An 18,177-nucleotide genomic window follows, 5' to 3' on the forward strand; every position below is an offset into this window, starting at 1 on the left:
CTAGCCTTTCACCGCGCCGGCGAGCAGGCCGCGCACGAAGGCGCGCTGCACCAGCACATAGAGGAGGATCAAGGGAAGCGCGATCAGCGTCAGGATGGCGAAGAGCGCGCCGGGATTGGCCATATAGAGGCCGGAATACTGCATCGGCACGATGGTGAGCGTCTTCATCTCGCTCTTGGTAAGCACGATGAGGGCGAGGAAGAACTCGTTCCAGGTGACGATGAACTGCCAGATGGTGACGAAGACCAGCGCCGGGCGCACCAGCGGCAGGGCCACGTGCCAGTAGGTCTGCCAGGCGTTGCAGCCGTCGACCCGCGCCGCCTCGAACAGCTCGCGCGGGGCGTCCTCCATGAAGGCTTTCAGGATAACCATCGCGAAAGGCACGCCGAGCGCCGCATAGGGCAGGATGAGACCGATATAGGTGTTCACCCAGCCGAAGGTTTTCAGCAGGATGGCCAAAGGCAGGACCATGGAGGCGAGCGGCACCATCAGCGTGGTGAGCAGGGTCGTGTAGAGCAACATCGAGCCCTTCAGCCTTAAGATCGCGCAGGCGAAGGCAAAGAGCGAAGAGACCGCGACCACGATCGCGACCGTCGCTACGGTGATGATCAGGCTGTTCAAGAAAATGCCGCCCAGCGGATTGTCGCGGATCACGGTGACGAAGTTGTCCAAAGTCACCGGCCAGGTGAACAACGCGGCGTCGAAGGCTTGCGCCGGCGTGCGCAGACCGATCGACAGCATGTAGACCTGCGGAATCATCCAGAAGCCGAGCACGATGAAGAGAACCGCATGGATGACCAAGCCGCGGATGCGGTTGCGGGTGAGCGACGCCATCATGGCTGCTCCTTTCCGGCAGGCGACAGGCGCGCGCCGAGCAGGGCGATCTGAACCAGCGAGAGCACCAGCGCGATGACGAGCACGATGACGGAAAGCGCTGCGCCACTGGCGGTGTCGCCCAGCACGAAGCTCTGCTTGAAGATGAAGGTGCCGAAGACCTCGCTTGCCCGGTTCGGGCCGCCGCCGGTCATCAGGTGGACGATCGGGAAGGTCTGCAGCGTGCCGATGACGCCGAGCAGCAGCAGCGACTTCGTCGCCGGCGAAAGCATCGGCACGATGACATGCACGGCAAGCCGCCAACCTCGCGCGCCGTCGATGCGGGCGGCATCGAGCACTTCGCTCGGCAGGTTGGCGATGCCGGCGATGTACATCAGCATCGAGAAGCCGGTCCACTGCCAGATGTTGACGATAATCAGCGCGTAGATCGCGGTCTTCGGGTCGCCGATCGGGGAGGTCATCATGACGATGCCGACATGCTTCAGATATTCCTGGGCAATGCCGTAATAGGGCGCATAGATCTGCACCCAGACCAGGCTGATGACCGAGACAGAGGTCACCACCGGCAGGAAGAACATGGTGCGGAAGAAGCCGCGCAGGGCATGCGTGTGGCGCTCGATGAAATAGGCGAGCAGCCCGCCGATCAGCATCTGCACGGGAATCGTGATGACGCCCCACAGCATCATGTTGCGCACCACGATCCAGAAGGTCGGATCGCCGAGGATGGTCGTGTAGTTGGCGAAGCCGGCAAAGACCGCCCGGCCGTCCGTCGTGCCGGCGTAAAGGCTTTGGCCCGCGACCCAAAGGATCGGATAGGCGATGAAGACGACGAAGAGCAGCGTCGCCGGCAGGGCAAACAGATAGAGCGTCGAAGCTCTCGATGCCGATCGCCGTTTTGCCGCCGCAATGGCGGCTCCGGCTCGCATGGCCTCTGCGCTCATGATGCTCGCCATCTTATACCGAAAAGGACTGGCACTGAAAAAGGGCCGGCACTGAAAAAGAGCCGGGCGCGTCTCCGCGCCCGGCAGTTGGTCTTGGGCTATTTCGCTGCGAGAGCTTTCTCGCTCGCCGCCTGGACGGCGGCCAAAGCCGCTTCCGGCTCGGTGCTGCCGGCGGCGACACCGGCGAGCGCATTGTCGAGCGCCTCGGCGACCGCGGGCGAGGCGAAGCGCTGGTTTTCCGCCTTGGGCAGGTCGGCCATGAAGCGTGCCGACATCTCCTTCACATGGTCGGTGATGTCGCCCTTGGGCGAATTGCCGTCGAAGGCCGGCAGGTCGTTGAGGTCGTTCAGGGCTTCCTGCAGGCCGACGCCGTTGGTGAGCTCGGCAAGGAAGGTCCAGGCTTCGGGGTTCTTGCCGCCGTTCTTGGTCAGGCCGTAGCCGATGTCGATGCCGCCGACCGGCGGGCTGGCGGAATTGCCGTCCTTGACCGGCGGCAGATAGAAGAAATCGAAGCCGTCCATGTTCTGCACGAATTCGGACAACGGCGGCGGGAACTTGCTTTCCTGCATCCACCAGGAACCCAGCGCCATCATGCCGACCTTGCCCTGCGCGAAGAGCTGCGCGCCGGTCGGATAGGCATGCGCGCCAAGCGCGCCCTGCTGGAAGATGCCGTCGTCGAACAGGCCCTTCCAGGCTTTCATCGCAGCGACGAGCTCCGGCGCCGTCCAAGGCGTCTCGCCGGCCTGGGCCTTGTCGACGATGCCGGCCGAGAACTGGTTGGCCAGCATCAGGAAGACGTTCTCGTTCTGCCAGCCGTCCGCCGCGCCCTGGAACATCGGGATATAGCCGTTGTCGGTCAGCGCCTTGGCCGCCGCCTTCAGCTCGGCATAGGTCTTGGGAACGGAAAGATTGAGCTTTTCGAAGATCTTGCGGTTGTACCAGATGCACAGGACCTGCGATTCCTGCGGGACGATGTAATAGTTCTCGTCGCCCTTCGGGTTGCCCATCAGCATCTGCTTGCGGTTGACCGGAAAGACCTTCTCGGCCCATTTGTCGCCCCACTGCTTGGCGGCCCGTTCGTTCACCGCTTCGAGATTTTCACGATATTGCTGGGTGAGCGAACCCGGCTGCAGGCCGATCACGTCGGGCAGGCTGCCCGAGGCCGCAGCTGCCTTGAGCGCGGTGATGTATTCGGGCGAGTAGTTGTAATAGGTGTATTTGACCTTGATGTCCGGATGAGCCTTCTCGAAGGCCGCGATCGACTTTTCCATTGTGCTCTGGACGAACCAGGACCAGACGGTCACCTCTTTCTGCTCGGCATTGGCGGACGCGGAATAAAGCGCGGCGGCGAGGATCGTCGTCGCAAGAAACAGCATTTTTCTCATCATACTCCTCCCTTTTTAGTTCCCAGATGAAGCGTGCCGCGAGCCTCCATCTCGCGGGCGCCGCGACCCGTTGCCGGGTCGCATTCAAGCGCGGCGGTCCCTACCGTCGTCGCAAGCACGGCGGCTTGCCGCCGTCGTGGGTGTCAGGCCGCCTTGGCGGCGGCGCCCGTCAGCACCTCTTCCGTGATCGCTCGGTCGTCGGCGAGCGGCCGGTTCGGCGTCAGCCCGAGCTTCTGCAATTCGCCGTGATAGGCGCGCACCGCCTCTTCCGGGGCGATCGTGCCGTCGGCCACGGCGCGCATCAGGACGATGAGCTGCAGCGGCGCTTCGGCGAGGTTGATCTTGCGGCCGAACAGCGCGAGGCGCGCGCCATAGCGCTCCGACTGAGCGACGAGTTCGAACGTGTCGCGCGTGGTGCCGGCGCCGCCGCCGAGCACGCCGACGATCAGCTCGGAATCGAAGCTCGCAAGCTCTTCCAGCGCCTTCGGCCCGTTGTAAGCCGTCTTCAGGAACAGCGGACGTTCGGCCTTCGGCACGCTCGCCAGCGACTTGATGATGTTGTCGTTGACGAACTCGCCGGTCTGCTCGCGGTCGAGGCCGATATCGACGCTCGGATTGAAGACCTCGTAGAAATATTTGAAGCCGACCCGAGCGGCTTCGGCGCGGAACTCGGCGAAGGCGTTCAACGTGCGGACATCGAGATCGACATCGTTGCTGAAGGAAACCGAGTAGAGGGCGAGGTCGGTGCCGTGCGTCGGATAGTTGGCGATGGCGCGCGAAAGGTTGGTGTCGCGGAAGGGCACCGACGGCGTCTGCGTGTAGGTGCCGTGGCGCACGGCGCCCCAGCACATCGTTTCCAGATTGCCGCGGATGGCGGGCTTCACCTCGCTGCCGAAGAAGGCGCCGCGCTCGTCGAGGAGATCGAGATTGGACTGCGACACCAGCATGATGTCGACGACGTCCTGTTTGATGATCTCCTCGATCTGGGCGATGAATTCCTGGCGGCTGCGGCGGCGCGGCGGCCTGGCCGAATAGTCGAAGCCCGTGGCGGTCACGCCGGCGCCGACGTCGCTGTCCTTGGCGTCGGCAATGACGAAATCCGCCCGCGTGTAACGGCCGGCGCGGATATTCGCCAGCTTCCTGTCCAGTCTCGTGGCCATAATGTTCCTCAGTGAAACCCTTGTTGTACGGCGCCGCCGCCGCGCTATCCCGTCGCCGCTCAGGGCGTATGATGACTATGCGGATAATTCTCATAATCTGTCAATAGCTATCTAAATCTCTCTAATTTGAACGCCGCGGGTACTCGGTGGCTCTGCGTCTTACTGGGCCGGCGATTGATTGAAGGGCGAGAAGAGAGTCAACTGATTGATATAAAACAGTAAATTTAAAAAATTCGATGAAGATGAGCACGGAACTGTCTGGCGAGGACCCTGCTTCAGAAACCTCGGCATGCAGGCTGAAGCTTGGAATTGCCGGGCAATTCTGATGCGCTAAAGCAAAAATCACATTGACGCTTTGAAAGATAATGATAGCAATTGACAGCGCGGTCAGGCGAGGAGGAAGCCCCGGGCATGAGTGATGTTTTCACCGGATCGTTCGCGGATCGCTATGCCGCGCTGACCGATCCGCGGTCGGGCCCGCTCGGCGCCGAGGCGCTTTCGTCGGCGGGGATCTTCCTGTGCGGCATCAGCGCTTGCATCGATGCGCGCGTCGAGATGCACGATATCCAACCGCTGCTGGATGCGCCGCCCGACACGCCGGCGGGGCGGCTTGCCGCACTGCTTCTTTCACGCGCTGCGCGCGGGATAGGCGGCGAGGTGCGCTTCGACTGGTCCGAGGGGCCGGCATGGCTGCGCGAGCGCCTGCGGCCGCGCTATGCGCTGGGCGGGACCGGTCCGCAGGCGGCCTGGGTGCTCGGCGAGCTTGGCGTCCGCTCGCTCGTCGCTCTCGAGGATCGCTATGCGGCGATGCTGAAGCAGATACCGGCCGGTGTTCTGCTGGCGGAAAGGGGTGCGCTCAAAACCGTGGACGAGGTGCCGGCCTCAGGCCCGCACCTTCCCGAGATCTTCATTTTCGAATTCACCGCCGGCCGCGCCATCGGCGCAATCGTTCCGCCCCGGTCGTCGCGGGTCATCGTCCGCTTCGGCGACCGCGGCATCCAGCGTGACGGGGATTTCGAGAGCCTGTCGCGGCGGTTGGCGCCGTCGGCCGCTGCCGGGCTTCTCGCCGGGCTGAACGACGAGGCGGCGGACAATGTCGGCGCCGCCAGCCGGCACGTCTTCGCGCTCAGCCGGGACTGGAAAGCGGCCGGGCTTTCGACGATCCATTTCGAACTGGCGGGCTATGCCTCGCAACAGGCCGTGAAGGAGCTTCTTGGGCATGCTCGCGGCGCGATCACATCGCTCGGCATGAGCTATTCCGAACTGCTCGACATGAATCCGTCCGCGCATCATCCGATGGAGGCGCTCATCGCGCTCGGCGAACAGCTCGGTCTGCGACGGGTGTGCGTGCATGCCGACGCTTGGGCCGCCGCCGTGACGCTCGACGACCGCCAGGAGGAGGAACTGGCGCTGATGGCGGGCTGCGCAATCGCCAGCGCCAGGGCGGCCAATGGCACGCCCGCGCGGGATATAATGGTCTCGCCCGCGGCGGAATTCCATCCGCTTCCGTTTCAGACGCCCATACGCAAGGGCCGCTGGACATTCGTGGCCTGCGCGTCGCCCTATCTGGACAAGCCCGCGACGACGCTCGGCCTGGGCGACAGTTTTACCGCCGGCTGCCTGCTCATTCTCGGCCGAAACCGTCATGCCGAGACCGGCTCCAACCTCAAACACGCCTGAAGGACATTCCCATGGTTCTCGAACGCTTTCGCCTCGACGGCAAGACGGCCTTCATCACCGGTGGCGGCCGCGGCATCGGCCTGTCGACAGCCGAGGCGCTGGCCGAGGCCGGCGCGAAGGTCATCATCTCGGACATGGACCGCCAAGTGCTCTCGGCCGGACGCGATGAGCTGAAGCAGAAAGGCTACGACGTCGAGGCAGTGCCGCTCGATGTCACCGATTCCAAGGCCGTTGCCGCAGCCGCGCGGGCCGCCAACGAGCGCCACGGCGCGGTCGACATCCTGATCGCCAATGCCGGCATCGCCTGGCCAGACACGGGCGGCGAAGAGATGAGCGACGAGGTATGGCTTAAGGTGGTCGACGTCGACTTGAACGGCGCCTATTGGTCCTGCCGGGAGTTCGCCAGGCCGATGCTGGAACGCGGCCGTGGCTCGATCGTGACCCTCGGGTCAATGTCGGGACTGATCTCCAACAAGCCGCAGCGCCAGGCGCACTACAATGCGGCGAAGGCCGCCGTCCATCACATGACGCGCTCGCTTGCCGGCGAATGGGCCGAACGCGGCGTCAGGGTGAACTGCGTCGCGCCGACCTATGTCGACACGGCGATGTCGCGCGGCGGCTTCGCCGACGAGAAGCTGATGCCGGTGTGGATGGACATGACGCCGATGAGACGCGTCGCGCGCCCGGACGAGATCGCCGCGCCAATCCTCTTCCTTGCCTCCGATGCGGCGAGCGCCATGACCGGGGCGGTGGTGGTTGTGGATTGCGGCTATACGATTTGGTAGGGATTGCCGATTTGGCCCGGGTTCGCGGGCTTGGCGGATGGGACATGGATACTCCGAGCAAACGCGTCGATATGGTTCCTGCCAAGCGGCAGGCGCTCATCCTGGAGCATCTGCGCGTCAACGGCGCGGCCTCGATCCAGGAGCTTGCCGACACGATCGGCGGATCGCAGTCGACGGTGCGGCGCGACCTCGAGCACCTGGTGGAAAAGGGCTATCTCGAACGCACGCATGGCGGCGCGCATCTGTTGCAGCCGATGCGCGCAACCTTCGAGCGCGAGACCACCGTCAACGCCGAACTGCAGCACGCGGAAAAGGTCGCGATCGGCCGCGAGGCCGCCGGGCGGTTGAGCGCGCGCGACAGCGTCATCTTCGACAGCTCCTCGACAGTCATGGAGGCGGTGCGCGCCGCGGCCGAACGGGACCTGCCGCTGACCGTGGTGACGAACAGCCTGGAGATCGCCGATTTCGCCGCCGACATCAAATCCTGGCGTATCATCCTGCCGGGCGGCACCGTGCGGCCAGGTTACCGTCATCTTGCCGGCGAGCCCGGCGAGAGCTTCATCAAGACGCTGCATGCCGATCTTTGCATGACCGGCGCCTCGGCCGTCACCGGCACGCTGCTCACCGAAACCTCGCTGGAAGTGGCCTCGCTCAAGCGCGCCATGATCTCTTCCGCCCGCAAGACGATCCTGCTCGTCGACTCTTCGAAGTTCACCGCACCCGGTTTCTGCACGCTTTCGGACATTTCCGAGATCGATGAAGTGATCACCGACGAGGGCGTGTCGCAGGACGCGCTGTCATCCCTCTACGCCGCAGAGCGGAAAGTGACGGTGGTACGTGTGGGCGGTGTGGCGCCGTTAGGTCGGCATAGACCTTCTTGAGATTTCCCAGGTGTTGAAGTGAAGGCGCTCGATCCAAGCAAGAATCTTGCGGCCGCGAAACTTAGATCACCGGCCGCGCTGACCATCTCTCTGTCAAGGTTATAGCCGCACCGATAACAACACCTAGAATTAATCCGACCGGAAGTCCGTAAGCTGCTGCCCCGCTGATCATCACAACCGGATTGTCGAATTGCTGTTCCAAGTTAAGTATTACAGATTGCACGATGCCGAATGCGTAGAGGGGCCCGAACACGACGACAGTCGCGAGACTGCCGCACACCAACGCTGCGAGTGCCGCTAATGCGCTAGTGCCCATGCGCCTGGCATTGAGCCGTTCAAAATCGAAATTCACGATCGAAAAAATGATGATCGAGGCGCCAATAATCGAACCCGGTAGAAGATACTCAGGTGTTACTTCCGGCCGATTCTTGCTGCCAAAATATGCCATGAGGAACGGCGCCGTGGCCACCCCGGTGAGCATGCCGCCGCAAAGCGTGCCGAGCAAGATCCGCAGTTTGGTGGGGTGCTGCACAAGCCCCAGCCGACCGCCGGACCATTTTATTCGGGTGAGGAAAATACAGGTGATCCCGAGCAAGCAGGATATGAATGCGGCGGCGATTGCGATTTCCAGCGTCAGCACGCCGAGTGATTCCGGTTCGATCCGAGTAGTGCGTCGGTTGTATGCGCTCGACCATGCCAAGAAATAGGGGACGCTGATCCAAAGCGCCGCGAGCTGCGCGCCCAGATAGCCGCCGATTCCTCCTTTCTGGAGACTGAGAAGCAGATGGCTCCGGACGGTCGTTTGCGTGGCATCCGTGTATTTGAAGTTCCCGCGAAGCCGCGAATACACGCTTTGCATGCCGAAGAGCAGAATAGCCAGCGAGATCAGCGGCAGCGCGATGGCGGCCGCAAGCTGTTTCCAGGTGACATCCCACGTGGCCAGAAGCAGCGAATAAGGGATGAACGAAAGCAGGAGCCCGAACAACGCCATGATGTTTCCGAAGAAAAGGAGAAGCGACCCCGGATTGAAGAAAAACGGGTCCGTCAGCGAAGAGTTGTCCCATGTGCGCTGCTTGTCTTTGGTGATCGCCAACACTTCCTGGCGGACGCGCAACGTGAGATTGAAAAGCGGAAGGTCGACCGCGTCCATATTGGCGACCAGCGCCTGGGTGAATGGGCTCATCTGCCCGCTGCCGTCATACGCAAAGCCGCCGGGCGCGGCTGCAAAGGCAATGAAGATATTTTTATTCGGATCTACCTTCATCGCCTTCAGGCCGGAAACGGTGTGCGCATCGTCTTCCGGGTTCTCTGTGCGTCCGCCGACGAGCAAGGCCCTCGCGTCGTCGATATTGGCGAGTCCGCGGGTTCCGATTTCGCGCTGCGCACCAGGGTTGTTCCGGCAGGCGTCGAGCAGGACGAGCGTGACGTCGCTCTTCATTTTTTCAATGAGCGGCTGAACCGCAACCATGTGCGTAGCCAGCGGTCCGCCATGCTTGTCGAAATCGACGGGCACGACATAGTTCTGGTCGTCGATCTGCAGACCGTGGCCGGAAAAATAGAACAGACCGACCGAGGCCCGATCCGCCCTGAGCCGATCGACGAAACGGTCTATGTTCTCATCCATTTCTTTCAGAGTGGCATTTTCCAGCATGGTCACCTGGAATTTCAGCGCCGCAAGAGTGGCGCGCATCTTCTCGGCGTCATTGCAAGGGTTCGCCAGCGCCATGTCCCCACTGTAGGCGGCGTTGCCCACGACCAATGCGTGCTTTCCCCCAGCCATTGCCCCTGCCTCCCAATGCTTCGATCGATGGTCCTCTTGTTCAATCGGATTCCGTCGCGCCTTGAAGCGCGTCGCGTCCAAAACGGATTGGGGCGACGCGCTTCGGGCCTTCAGTTTTTTACGCATGTCGTTTTCCCAAAACCGCTGGTCAGTTCGGGCGGCATGCATCAGGCGAATACATCCGGCTCCATCTTCCATTGCTCCCAACTGATCTTCATGTCCGTCGGAAAGCGTTTCAGGACCCGCTTCTCACCCTTCGCCTTCGCCGCGCCGTTGCCTGTCCAGGAAGCCTCGCCGCCGAGCCGGACCCCTTCGTAGATCGCCACGATCTTCAAGGTCGCCACCTTGAGCTCTTCCATCACGGCTTTCAGGATATTGTCGGCGTCCTCTCTCGAGCACGGCTGCGTCCAATAGAGATAATCATGGATAATGGCCGGATAAGTGTAGCTGGCTGCCTTCGGCAAAATCGTCCAGAACGGCGGCGGAATGCTGGCGAGGTCGGTGACGAAGCCGATGGGCACGCTCACTGCACGGTTCGGATCGGTGTCGGAGCGCCACTCCAGCAGATCCTTTGTGTAATAGTAGTTCCAATCCGAGAACGGCACGACCGCCACCGGAGGAACGAGGAACCTCGGTCTCCCGGCAGGGCTCTTTTTTGGCTTCACGGCCAACGCGGCGCGCATGAAGACCTGCTTGGCGTCCCTTGAAAGCTGCCCGGCCGTCATGACTGGCTCTCATAGTCTTCGATTGTCTTCTTCGCGGCGGCGATTTCAGCCGCGGCGCTCGTCACCGCCGCGGCGGAGTTGGTCATCTCGACCAATGTCGTGGCTTGCGACAGGCGGGCTTTGTCGGCCTGTTCGACTATATCCTGCAGGCTGGACAACCTCGATTTCAGCGTCTGCAATTGATCGCGAGCCGCAGTTTGACCGGCGGCCGTAACCTGGTCGATAAGCTTTTGTGTGCGATCGATCAAATCAGTTATCTTGGGCAAGCCGCCGATCGTTTTCTCGATCTGCACAGCGGCTTGTGCCCGCTTGGGTGCGTCGGAATCGGTCTCCCCTGGGCGGGAACCGAAGTAGAATCCGATCATTGCAGCCAGGATCGTCGACAACATTGTGAGGATTTGCTTGGAGATATCCTCCTTCAGCCGATGGTCGACGTGCGGATAGAAAACCACATCGTAAAATGGCTCGGCTGCCGGACGTGCTACCGATGCGTCGGCAGCCAGCGTTGCCGCAGGCTTGAGCGCGAGCAAGCCATCGGTTTGCTGCGTGGCCTTTATGAAGGCCTGAGCATCGGCCAGCGGCAAATGCATGGCTAACGTCAGCGCATTGCGCTCGTTGAAGGGAGAGTTCTCGTCGCTGTTTGTGATCAGAAAGCTTGCCAGCACCGATACGATCACAATAAAGGCCATCGTCAAGACGGCCCGGATAGAGCCCTCGGGCAAGCCAAAGGCCTGCTTGGGATCGAGAATTCCAATCCAGCTTGAGAGGAGGCTGAAGACTGCTATCAGCCCCAAAAAGCTCGCAAGCCCGAGCAGGATCAGCAGCGCAACCGCGCCAAAGCCCGACGTGTTATTATCGATCAAGACGCTATGGAAGACATAGCCTGTGCCCGCAACCACCGCTATACCGGCCAGTACGCTGCCGCCTGCGTTAATAAGATTTATTGTCGAAGAGTCTGTTGCCACGTTACCTTCCCCCCAAAAGGACAACTAGGATAATTCAAGCATCTATTTTTTACGCTCACATGTCAATTGGCTAAAAAAGTAACATCTAATTAATATATAACCCTCATTGATGGAAAGTCTATTATAGATTTTTTCTGAATAGCGATATATTTCAAACAATACTAAAAAGTATTTTTTCAAATTTATAAAGTCGACTCGAGAATTTTTTTCTTGAAATTAAACCTTTAATATTGGACGAGGATGCAATCTTCGGCTTGCGCTTGGGCGGCGCGGGAGCTTGAAACTGGAGGGGGTGGGCTGGCGGTGCGGCTCGAAAGGGGCGCTCATACAAAGAAGACCGGGTAGAGTGCTGAGAGTTCTGCAAAAAGGGGCGGCCATGAAGGTGGTCATGCGGCTTGGCGCAGCGCGAGCTTCTTGTGCTCGCGCAGATCATCCATGTTGATGTAGCGGTTGGCCTCCATCCAGTTTTCGTTGGTCTCGACGGCGAGCGCCCTGACCAGGCGCAGGCAGCTTTCGGCGTTGGGGAAGATGCGCACGACATAGGTGCGCCGGTGGATTTCCTCAACGCCGGGGACTTCATCACCACCGACGGCTGCGATGGGATCCACTTTACCGCTCAGAACAACCGCGACCTCGGCAAGGCGATAGCCGCGAAGGTCCAGGAGATCTTTGCGCGACAGCCCGACCGCAAGGTTGCCTGAGGGCGGGGTCTTTTGCCGCGCATCGGCCCTCCAGACCGATGTGCTGATTGCGGGACCGGCGCGGCACCGTCGGCCCCGCATTTTTTCGACAGCCTGCCGGAGAAGTAGAGGTCCCTGCAGGAATCTGTGACCTACAGATCAGAAATTGGCCAGTCGGTCTTTCCGGTTGTTTCTCAATGCCGGCCCGAAGCAGATACCCTTAAAACTGTATCCGAAGCAGCGAAAAATCGTCCGGCAACGGTCCGGTCCCATTCATCGACCGCACCCATTCGAGTATATGGGCCGGCTCATCGCTGTGCGCAGCCGCGTAGTGCGCGAGGTCGCTCACACTCAGCATTCCGCCGTCGGCGCCACTCACCTCAAAGGTTCCGTCGCTGAGGATCAGGAGGCGGTCTCCTGGCTCGACAACGAAGCTCTTCAACTCGTAATCCACGCCCGGAAAGGCGCCGATCGCCATCCCGCCGTAGGTGATGAGTTGGCTGGCCCGCACCTCGCCATCGGCGGCAGTGCGCAGGTGGATGGCCGGTGGATGCCCGCCGGTCGAATAGGAAAGCGTGGCGGTGGACCTGCAATGGACGCCGTACCAGATGGTGAAGAACATGTCGTTCTGCTTTTCCATCGGAAATGCTTCGTTGAGCGCGGCAAGAACGCCGTCCGGCTTGCGGAAGTCCACATTGGGCAGCGACGAGGAGCGAAGCACGTTGATCACAGCGGCCGACAACAGGGCGGCGCCAACACCGTGACCACAGACGTCCAGCAAATAGAACGCCATATGGTCGTCATCTATCGCGTGATAGCCGAAGGAATCGCCGCCGAGTTCGGTCGACGGCACCAGCAGCCAGTCGGTGACGGGCGAGGCGGTGCGTGGCGCCGGCAAAAGCGACAGCACATAGCGCCCTGCGTCGGCAAGTTCGGCGTCCAGCCGGGCCTGTGTCTTCTGCAGCGCGAGGTTGCTTTCCGCCAGTTGGTCCTCGACCGCCTCGCCGTGTTCCATCAGCGCGTCGTAGAGCAACTTCAGATCGTCGTACTCGGCGGAGAGTCTGGCAATCTCGGCATTCGCCTCGGCAAGCTCGTGATCGCGATCAAGGTCGAATTCGCTTCGCGCTTCCGCAGAAGCGGCACGGATCGTTTGCCTGTTTGATACTTCATTCATCATCTCAGTGATAATCACTTGTCTGTGCGTCAAGCAAGCTGTTGCTTCAACCTTAGGTATTGATCGGGTAGATAGGCTTTCCGTATCGTTATAATCGGAGACTCAATCTGCCTGTCCGGTCATTTCGCGAGGGTCGGGCATCCCGTCCCTTGATCTCGCGAGCAAGCAGACCCGCAGGCGAAGACGGCGGTTGCGGCAGAAGGGCGAGGCATGGTTCAGTCGGCATCGGATGCCTGCGGCGAGCATTTCGAACGGCTTCTCCAGATCGACATGGACGTCGATGTCTTCTCCTCGAATTGGTCCTATTGCGACCGCGTGTCATCCTATGTCGCACGCATGATCGGCCATAACCGGACCGATTCGCTGCTCTATTCCAACCTGCTTTCGTCCGCCCTCAACGAGCTGCTCGAAACCGTCTTCAGGGTGCACAGGCCGGGAGGCAGCTTTGCCTGCAACGTCTCGCGTCTTGGCAAGAGAGACCGGATCGAACTCATCATCCCTTGCGATGCCGCGAGTGCCCAATTCTACCGGGACGCCATGAACCGGCTCCGGCAGGATGACGTCGAGGCGCAATACAGGAACGCGCTCTTCGCCGACGGTCCTCTCGACCCCGACATAGGCCTTTTCGAACTGGCGGTGGACTATGCCGCGACAATGTCGGTCGAGCAGGTCGGGAAGGATTCCATCCGGCTGATCGCCGACCTGTCGCTTGAAGAAAAGAGACGCTGATGTCCGACACCGCCAGGTCGACATTCGACATACGCTTCGATGAGAACAACCAGGAGTTCGCGATCATAGGCTCCATGCGGCCGCAGCGGGTCGAGGAGCTGAGCGGCTGTGCCCGCATGCTCGAAACCTCGCTGGCAATGGTCAGAGGGACCTTCTACGTCAACGTCAAGCGGCTGGTTCGGCTCAACAACATAGCCTTCCATATGCTGGCCAACCTCTTGGTGAAGGCGTGCGAGGAGCGGCCGGATCTCAGGATTTCGGTGATCACATCGAGCGTCGTCGGCTGGTCGACCCGCAAGTTCCGCGCCTTGCAGCGCGCGCATGCAAGCATCGTCGTCGAGGAGTATGACAACGAATTCTATCCCGGGCAGGCTTTCCTGGAGGAGGGCGGGTTCATCCCGATCCTGCGCACCCAGACAAAGATGACTTGGCGGCATGAGAAGGACATCCTGCCGAGGCACGGCCTGCGCGAAGGATTGACCGTCGCCGACATCTGCTGCGGCATCGGCGACTTCGCCACGCTGGTCCATAAGGAGTTCAAGCCTGCCCGTCTGGTTGCGCTCGATCACTCACGCTCGAGCCTCGACTATGCCCGCAAGGTCGCCGCCGATTTCGGCCTGCAGGGCATCGAGTACATCTATGGCGACGCCTCCGAGATGCTGATCGAGGACGATCAGTTCGATTTCGTCACCTGCCGCCATTCCTTGCAGATATTCGATCGGCCGGAGCTCATCCTTGCGGAGCTCTTTCGCATCTGCAAGCCTGGCGGCCGGGTGTACGTCACCAACGAGAAGATATCGCATTGCCTGGGCGAGCCGCGCGGCGACAGCATCCAGTGGACCTACAATGAACTGTCCAAACTGTTCGCTCACTTTTCGATGGACCTTGAATTGGGCCCCAAGAGCCGACGGGCCATGATCGATGCCGGCTTCGGGGACATCAGGGCTGAAACCTTCATGGTGACCAACACGGACGGCGATCCGCAGGATTTTGCCGATACCGTCAGTGCCTGGAAGGTTCTGTTTGCCCAAGACATGTCCGCGCGGCGCGGCGACAGCAAGGCGTTCATGGAGCGGTTCGCGCGAGGTTTCGACGATCACATTTTTGCGGCGCTGCATCCCAAGGGCTATGCCGGCTGGCCGATCTGGGTCGTCTCCGGACGCAAGCCGCAATGAGCCTCGTCGCCGACAGCGGCCGGCTGCCCCTTGGGCGGCTGGCGCCACGCAGTTTCCGGGCCAAGTTCATCATGGTGGTGGGCGCGGCGGTCGTCTTCGACCTCATCCTCGGCAGCGGCATTGCGATCTGGAACGTGCAACGCCTGTCGCACGATGCCGCCGACGAGGTCGGAGCCGGGCTGGAGAAAGCCACGTCCGAATATCTGCAGAATTACATCACCACGACGGTCGAGCGGACGAACCTTCTGTTCGATCAATACCATTCCGAGGTCAACGCGCTGGCGGGCGCGATGCAGAACACCGTCGACCACCCCGATCTGCAAGCGACGCTCGGCGATATCCTGGCGCGCGACGGCAAAGTCACGACGCCGCTGACCTACAATCCCGGCGGAAACTGGTGGCAGAACGGACAAGGCGAGCAGTCGGCGGTCACCGTCTGGGGCTATCTGCTCGGCGCGGGCAAATCCCCCTTGCCCGAAGCGCTCAAGGAAGTCCGCCAGAGCGCCGCCTTCGACATATTCGGACCGAGCATCATGCAATCCGGTCCCCCGAAGCTGCAGATGTACTATATGGGCCCGAAGCAGGCTCCAATCTTGCGCTCCACCCCCTACAACAACCAGGGAGAGGTCTTCGACAGGGTCTATCCTGGACACAATGGCCAGAATTGGTGGGATTTCTTCTTTCCGGGACTCTATGAGAACTGGCAGTCCTGGATGGCGATGCCATCGAAGCGTCCCGTGGCCTCGCCGATCACGACGCTGGCGCCCTATCTCGACGGCATCACCGGCAAGACCATCGTCAGTTTCTTTCAGCCGCTGGAGACGCCCGACAGGAAGGACATAGCGGGTGTGGTCGGGGTCGACCTGACGCTCGATCAGATGGCCGAGATCGTCCAAAGCGTCAAAATCGCCGAGACCGGATTTGCCTTTCTGTCGATGTCGGACGGCAATGTGCTTGCCGTGACGGAGGCCGGCGAGAGGACGCTTGGTGTCAAGTTCGATACCGGCCAGAGCTTCGACAGGAATCTGTCGAAGAGCGGTCAGGCCGCGATCGCGAAGCTCGTCCTGCCCAAGGACGACGGCATTGTCCTCAACAGGCTGTCGCTATTACAGGACGGAAAGGACGTTCCCTACATCGTGCTGATGAAACAGCTCGAGCCGACCAACATGTACAGCACGGGCAAGCCGGTGCGCCGCGAGGCAATGACGCTCGGCTTCATGGTGCCGGAACGCGAAGTCTATGCATCGCTGATCGACGCGCAGCACAAGATTTCGCGCGCAACGTCGAGCATCCTGTTCTGGCAGATTGCCGCGGTATTGCTGTCGCTGCTGATCGTGCTCGCGGCAGTGTTTGCGATTTCCGGGCGCATAACGGCGGGGCTGAGCGCGCTCGCCGAGGCTGCGCGGCGCCTGCAGAACAAGGACTACTCGGTGCGCGTCGAAATTCCGACCCGCGACGAGGTCGGTGCGGTCGGGGTGGCCTTCAACCGCATGGCTGAGGAGATCAGCTACCACACCGAAAATCTCGAAAGACTGGTCGAAGCCCGGACCACGGAACTGGAGGGCGCCAATCGGGAAATCGGCGCGCTCAACGACCGATTGAAGAGCGAGAATCTCAGGCTCGGCGCGGAGCTCGATGTTGCCCGCCAAATCCAGATGATGGTGCTGCCGAAAGCGCATGAACTGAGTGGCATTCCGAAGATAGAAATCGCCGGCTACATGAAGCCGGCCGACGAGGTCGGCGGCGACTACTATGACGTTCTGCACGACGGGACGCGCATCAAGGTCGGCATCGGCGACGTCACCGGCCACGGGCTGGAGAGCGGCGTGCTGATGCTGATGGTGCAATCGGTCGCGCGCGCCTTGCAGGAAAAGGGCAGCGACGATCCCAAGCATTTCCTCGAAGTGCTCAACAGCGCCATCTACAAGAACATCGCCCGCACCAATTCGGACAAGCACCTGACCCTCGCCTTCATTGACTACGAGGATCGCAAGGTGACGATCTCGGGGCAGCACGAGGAGGTTCTGATCCTGCGCGGCGAAGGCCATACCGAGCGCATCGATACCATCGATCTCGGCTTTCCCGTCGGCCTGGAGGCCGACATCTCGCCTTTCCTGGCGACGCGCGAAACGCGCTTCGACAGCGGCGACATCATCATCCTGCACACTGACGGCGTCACCGAGGCCGAAAGTCCGCATGGCGAGCTGTTCGGCGCCGACCGGCTTTGCGAGAGCGCGCTTCGCTACAGACAGGGCAATGCCGAGCAGATCATAAAGGGCATCATGGACGACGTGATGGCGCATATCGGCACGCAGACGATCCATGACGACATCACGCTTGTCGTGATGAGGCACAGGTAGAAGCATGCGCAAGAGCTTCGGCAGCACCGAGTTTCTGAACGGCAAGGCCGCCTTTCGCAACACGCTCCAGATTGCCGCCGGGCCGATCGATCTTGCTTGGCATCACTGCGCGACGACATCGGATTTCCTTGGCGATTTTTTCGCGCTCCGCCGTATCGCCTTGCAGCACGACTATAACGAGGCGCGCCACGGCATTGGCTATCTCGTCAACGAGTTGCTGGAGAACGCGGTGAAGTTTCGTTCGTCCGGGGACATCCTCGTGGAGAGCTCGCTTGACGACGACCGCTTCGAGGTCAAGATCACCAACATGGTCGATTCCAAGACGGCGGCGCGTTTCCAGAAAATGCTGGTCGAGTTGACGAGCCGCGATCCCGGGGACCTGCTCATCGAGCGCATCGAGGCCAACGCCGCCGCTTCGAATTCGAGCGGGTCCGGACTTGGCCTCCTGACCCTGATGAGTGACTATGGCGCGCGCCTCGGCTGGGCGTTCGACGATACGGCGGTCGTCGATCGGATCAGGCTGGAAACCTTCGCTGCGCTCGATCTTCCCTGAGCCGAAATTTGGAGCTGGTTGCACATCATGGAAATCAAGACCAACGAGTACCGCGTGTGGAGCGAGGGGCCGGAAATCCACTACGAGGGTACGATGCGCCTGTCTGGAACCGAAGCCTATGCGCCGATCCTCGAGCTGATGGACAAGGTTCTGGCCTCGAAGCCGAAAGCCATCGTGCTCGATCTTACCGAGCTCGAATTCCTCAACAGCTCAGGCATCAATCTCCTGGCGAAATTCACCATCGAAGTTCGTAAGCAGGCCGAGATCGGGCTTAGCGTGAAGGGATCGACGCGCATTCCGTGGCAATCGAAATCCCTGCCCAATCTCAAGAAGCTGTACCCGGCGGTTGATCTGGTGATTTCCTGACCTT

At 61.1% G+C, this 18,177-nt stretch carries 16 protein-coding genes and 1 pseudogene; 8 read left to right on the forward strand and 9 right to left on the reverse strand.

Annotated features, from left to right (window positions below):
- The 4 genes from AC4FWB_RS26920 to AC4FWB_RS26935 form a co-directional block, all read right to left on the reverse strand.
- Entirely contained in the window at window positions 1–837 is an 837-nt protein-coding gene (locus AC4FWB_RS26920; protein ID WP_491029272.1) for a carbohydrate ABC transporter permease, read from the reverse strand.
- Complete coding sequence (locus tag AC4FWB_RS26925) at window positions 834–1,775, reverse strand: carbohydrate ABC transporter permease (protein WP_491029273.1); 942 nt, start codon at window positions 1,773–1,775, stop codon at window positions 834–836. The genes AC4FWB_RS26920 and AC4FWB_RS26925 overlap by 4 nt, the downstream gene beginning before the upstream one ends.
- 98 nt (window positions 1,776–1,873) lie before the next feature.
- On the reverse strand, window positions 1,874–3,160 hold the full coding sequence (locus tag AC4FWB_RS26930; protein WP_491029274.1) for an ABC transporter substrate-binding protein: 1,287 nt from the start codon (window positions 3,158–3,160) through the stop codon (window positions 1,874–1,876).
- Between the two features lie 143 nt (window positions 3,161–3,303).
- Window positions 3,304–4,320 (reverse strand): hypothetical protein, encoded by a 1,017-nt coding sequence (locus AC4FWB_RS26935; protein WP_491029275.1) that lies wholly within the window; start codon window positions 4,318–4,320, stop codon window positions 3,304–3,306.
- A gap of 411 nt (window positions 4,321–4,731) precedes the next feature.
- Between AC4FWB_RS26935 and AC4FWB_RS26940 the strand changes: the two genes are divergently transcribed.
- Genes AC4FWB_RS26940 through AC4FWB_RS26950 form a run of 3 tightly spaced genes read left to right on the forward strand, consistent with a single transcriptional unit; the run spans window position 4,732 to window position 7,666 of the window.
- On the forward strand, window positions 4,732–6,000 hold the full coding sequence (locus AC4FWB_RS26940) for an ADP-dependent glucokinase/phosphofructokinase (protein ID WP_491029276.1): 1,269 nt from the start codon (window positions 4,732–4,734) through the stop codon (window positions 5,998–6,000).
- Between the two features lie 11 nt (window positions 6,001–6,011).
- Entirely contained in the window at window positions 6,012–6,785 is a 774-nt protein-coding gene (locus AC4FWB_RS26945) for an SDR family NAD(P)-dependent oxidoreductase (RefSeq protein ID WP_491029277.1), read from the forward strand.
- 44 nt (window positions 6,786–6,829) lie between these two features.
- A complete protein-coding gene (locus AC4FWB_RS26950) occupies window positions 6,830–7,666 on the forward strand; it encodes a DeoR/GlpR family DNA-binding transcription regulator (RefSeq protein ID WP_491029278.1) in 837 nt (278 codons plus the stop codon).
- Window positions 7,667–7,727: 61 nt separating this feature from the next.
- On the opposite strand, the gene AC4FWB_RS26955 is transcribed toward AC4FWB_RS26950, so the two are convergent.
- From AC4FWB_RS26955 to AC4FWB_RS26975, 5 genes and pseudogenes are all read right to left on the reverse strand, one after another.
- Complete coding sequence (locus tag AC4FWB_RS26955) at window positions 7,728–9,572, reverse strand: caspase family protein (RefSeq protein WP_491029279.1); 1,845 nt, start codon at window positions 9,570–9,572, stop codon at window positions 7,728–7,730.
- Window positions 9,573–9,613: 41 nt separating this feature from the next.
- The gene (locus tag AC4FWB_RS26960; RefSeq protein WP_491029280.1) at window positions 9,614–10,171 is read right to left on the reverse strand and encodes a DUF1353 domain-containing protein; all 558 of its coding nucleotides are present in this window, start codon (window positions 10,169–10,171) and stop codon (window positions 9,614–9,616) included.
- Entirely contained in the window at window positions 10,168–11,136 is a 969-nt protein-coding gene (locus AC4FWB_RS26965) for a hypothetical protein (protein ID WP_491029281.1), read from the reverse strand. The genes AC4FWB_RS26960 and AC4FWB_RS26965 overlap by 4 nt, the downstream gene beginning before the upstream one ends.
- 386 nt (window positions 11,137–11,522) lie before the next feature.
- Window positions 11,523–11,699, reverse strand: a pseudogene (locus tag AC4FWB_RS26970) (transposase); the annotation flags it as partial.
- 337 nt (window positions 11,700–12,036) lie between these two features.
- On the reverse strand, window positions 12,037–12,849 hold the full coding sequence (locus AC4FWB_RS26975; protein ID WP_491029282.1) for a PP2C family protein-serine/threonine phosphatase: 813 nt from the start codon (window positions 12,847–12,849) through the stop codon (window positions 12,037–12,039).
- Between the two features lie 351 nt (window positions 12,850–13,200).
- Here AC4FWB_RS26975 and AC4FWB_RS26980 point away from each other — a divergent pair, with 351 nt between their 5' ends.
- The 5 genes from AC4FWB_RS26980 to AC4FWB_RS27000 are packed head-to-tail and all read left to right on the forward strand — an operon-like array spanning window position 13,201 to window position 18,173.
- On the forward strand, window positions 13,201–13,719 hold the full coding sequence (locus AC4FWB_RS26980; RefSeq protein WP_491029283.1) for a ubiquinone biosynthesis methyltransferase UbiE: 519 nt from the start codon (window positions 13,201–13,203) through the stop codon (window positions 13,717–13,719).
- Complete coding sequence (locus AC4FWB_RS26985; protein ID WP_491029284.1) at window positions 13,719–14,894, forward strand: methyltransferase domain-containing protein; 1,176 nt, start codon at window positions 13,719–13,721, stop codon at window positions 14,892–14,894. Before AC4FWB_RS26980 ends, AC4FWB_RS26985 begins: the two co-directional genes overlap by 1 nt.
- Window positions 14,891–17,254 (forward strand): SpoIIE family protein phosphatase, encoded by a 2,364-nt coding sequence (locus AC4FWB_RS26990; RefSeq protein ID WP_491029285.1) that lies wholly within the window; start codon window positions 14,891–14,893, stop codon window positions 17,252–17,254. Before AC4FWB_RS26985 ends, AC4FWB_RS26990 begins: the two co-directional genes overlap by 4 nt.
- A 4-nt stretch (window positions 17,255–17,258) precedes the next feature.
- On the forward strand, window positions 17,259–17,807 hold the full coding sequence (locus AC4FWB_RS26995; protein WP_491029286.1) for a slr1658 superfamily regulator: 549 nt from the start codon (window positions 17,259–17,261) through the stop codon (window positions 17,805–17,807).
- Between the two features lie 27 nt (window positions 17,808–17,834).
- Window positions 17,835–18,173 carry a slr1659 superfamily regulator gene (locus AC4FWB_RS27000; RefSeq protein WP_059188002.1) on the forward strand — a complete coding sequence of 113 codons (339 nt, stop codon included), beginning with the start codon at window positions 17,835–17,837 and terminating at the stop codon, window positions 18,171–18,173.
- Window positions 18,174–18,177 lie beyond the last annotated feature (4 nt).

The organism is Mesorhizobium sp. LEGMi-168a (genome assembly GCF_058312955.1).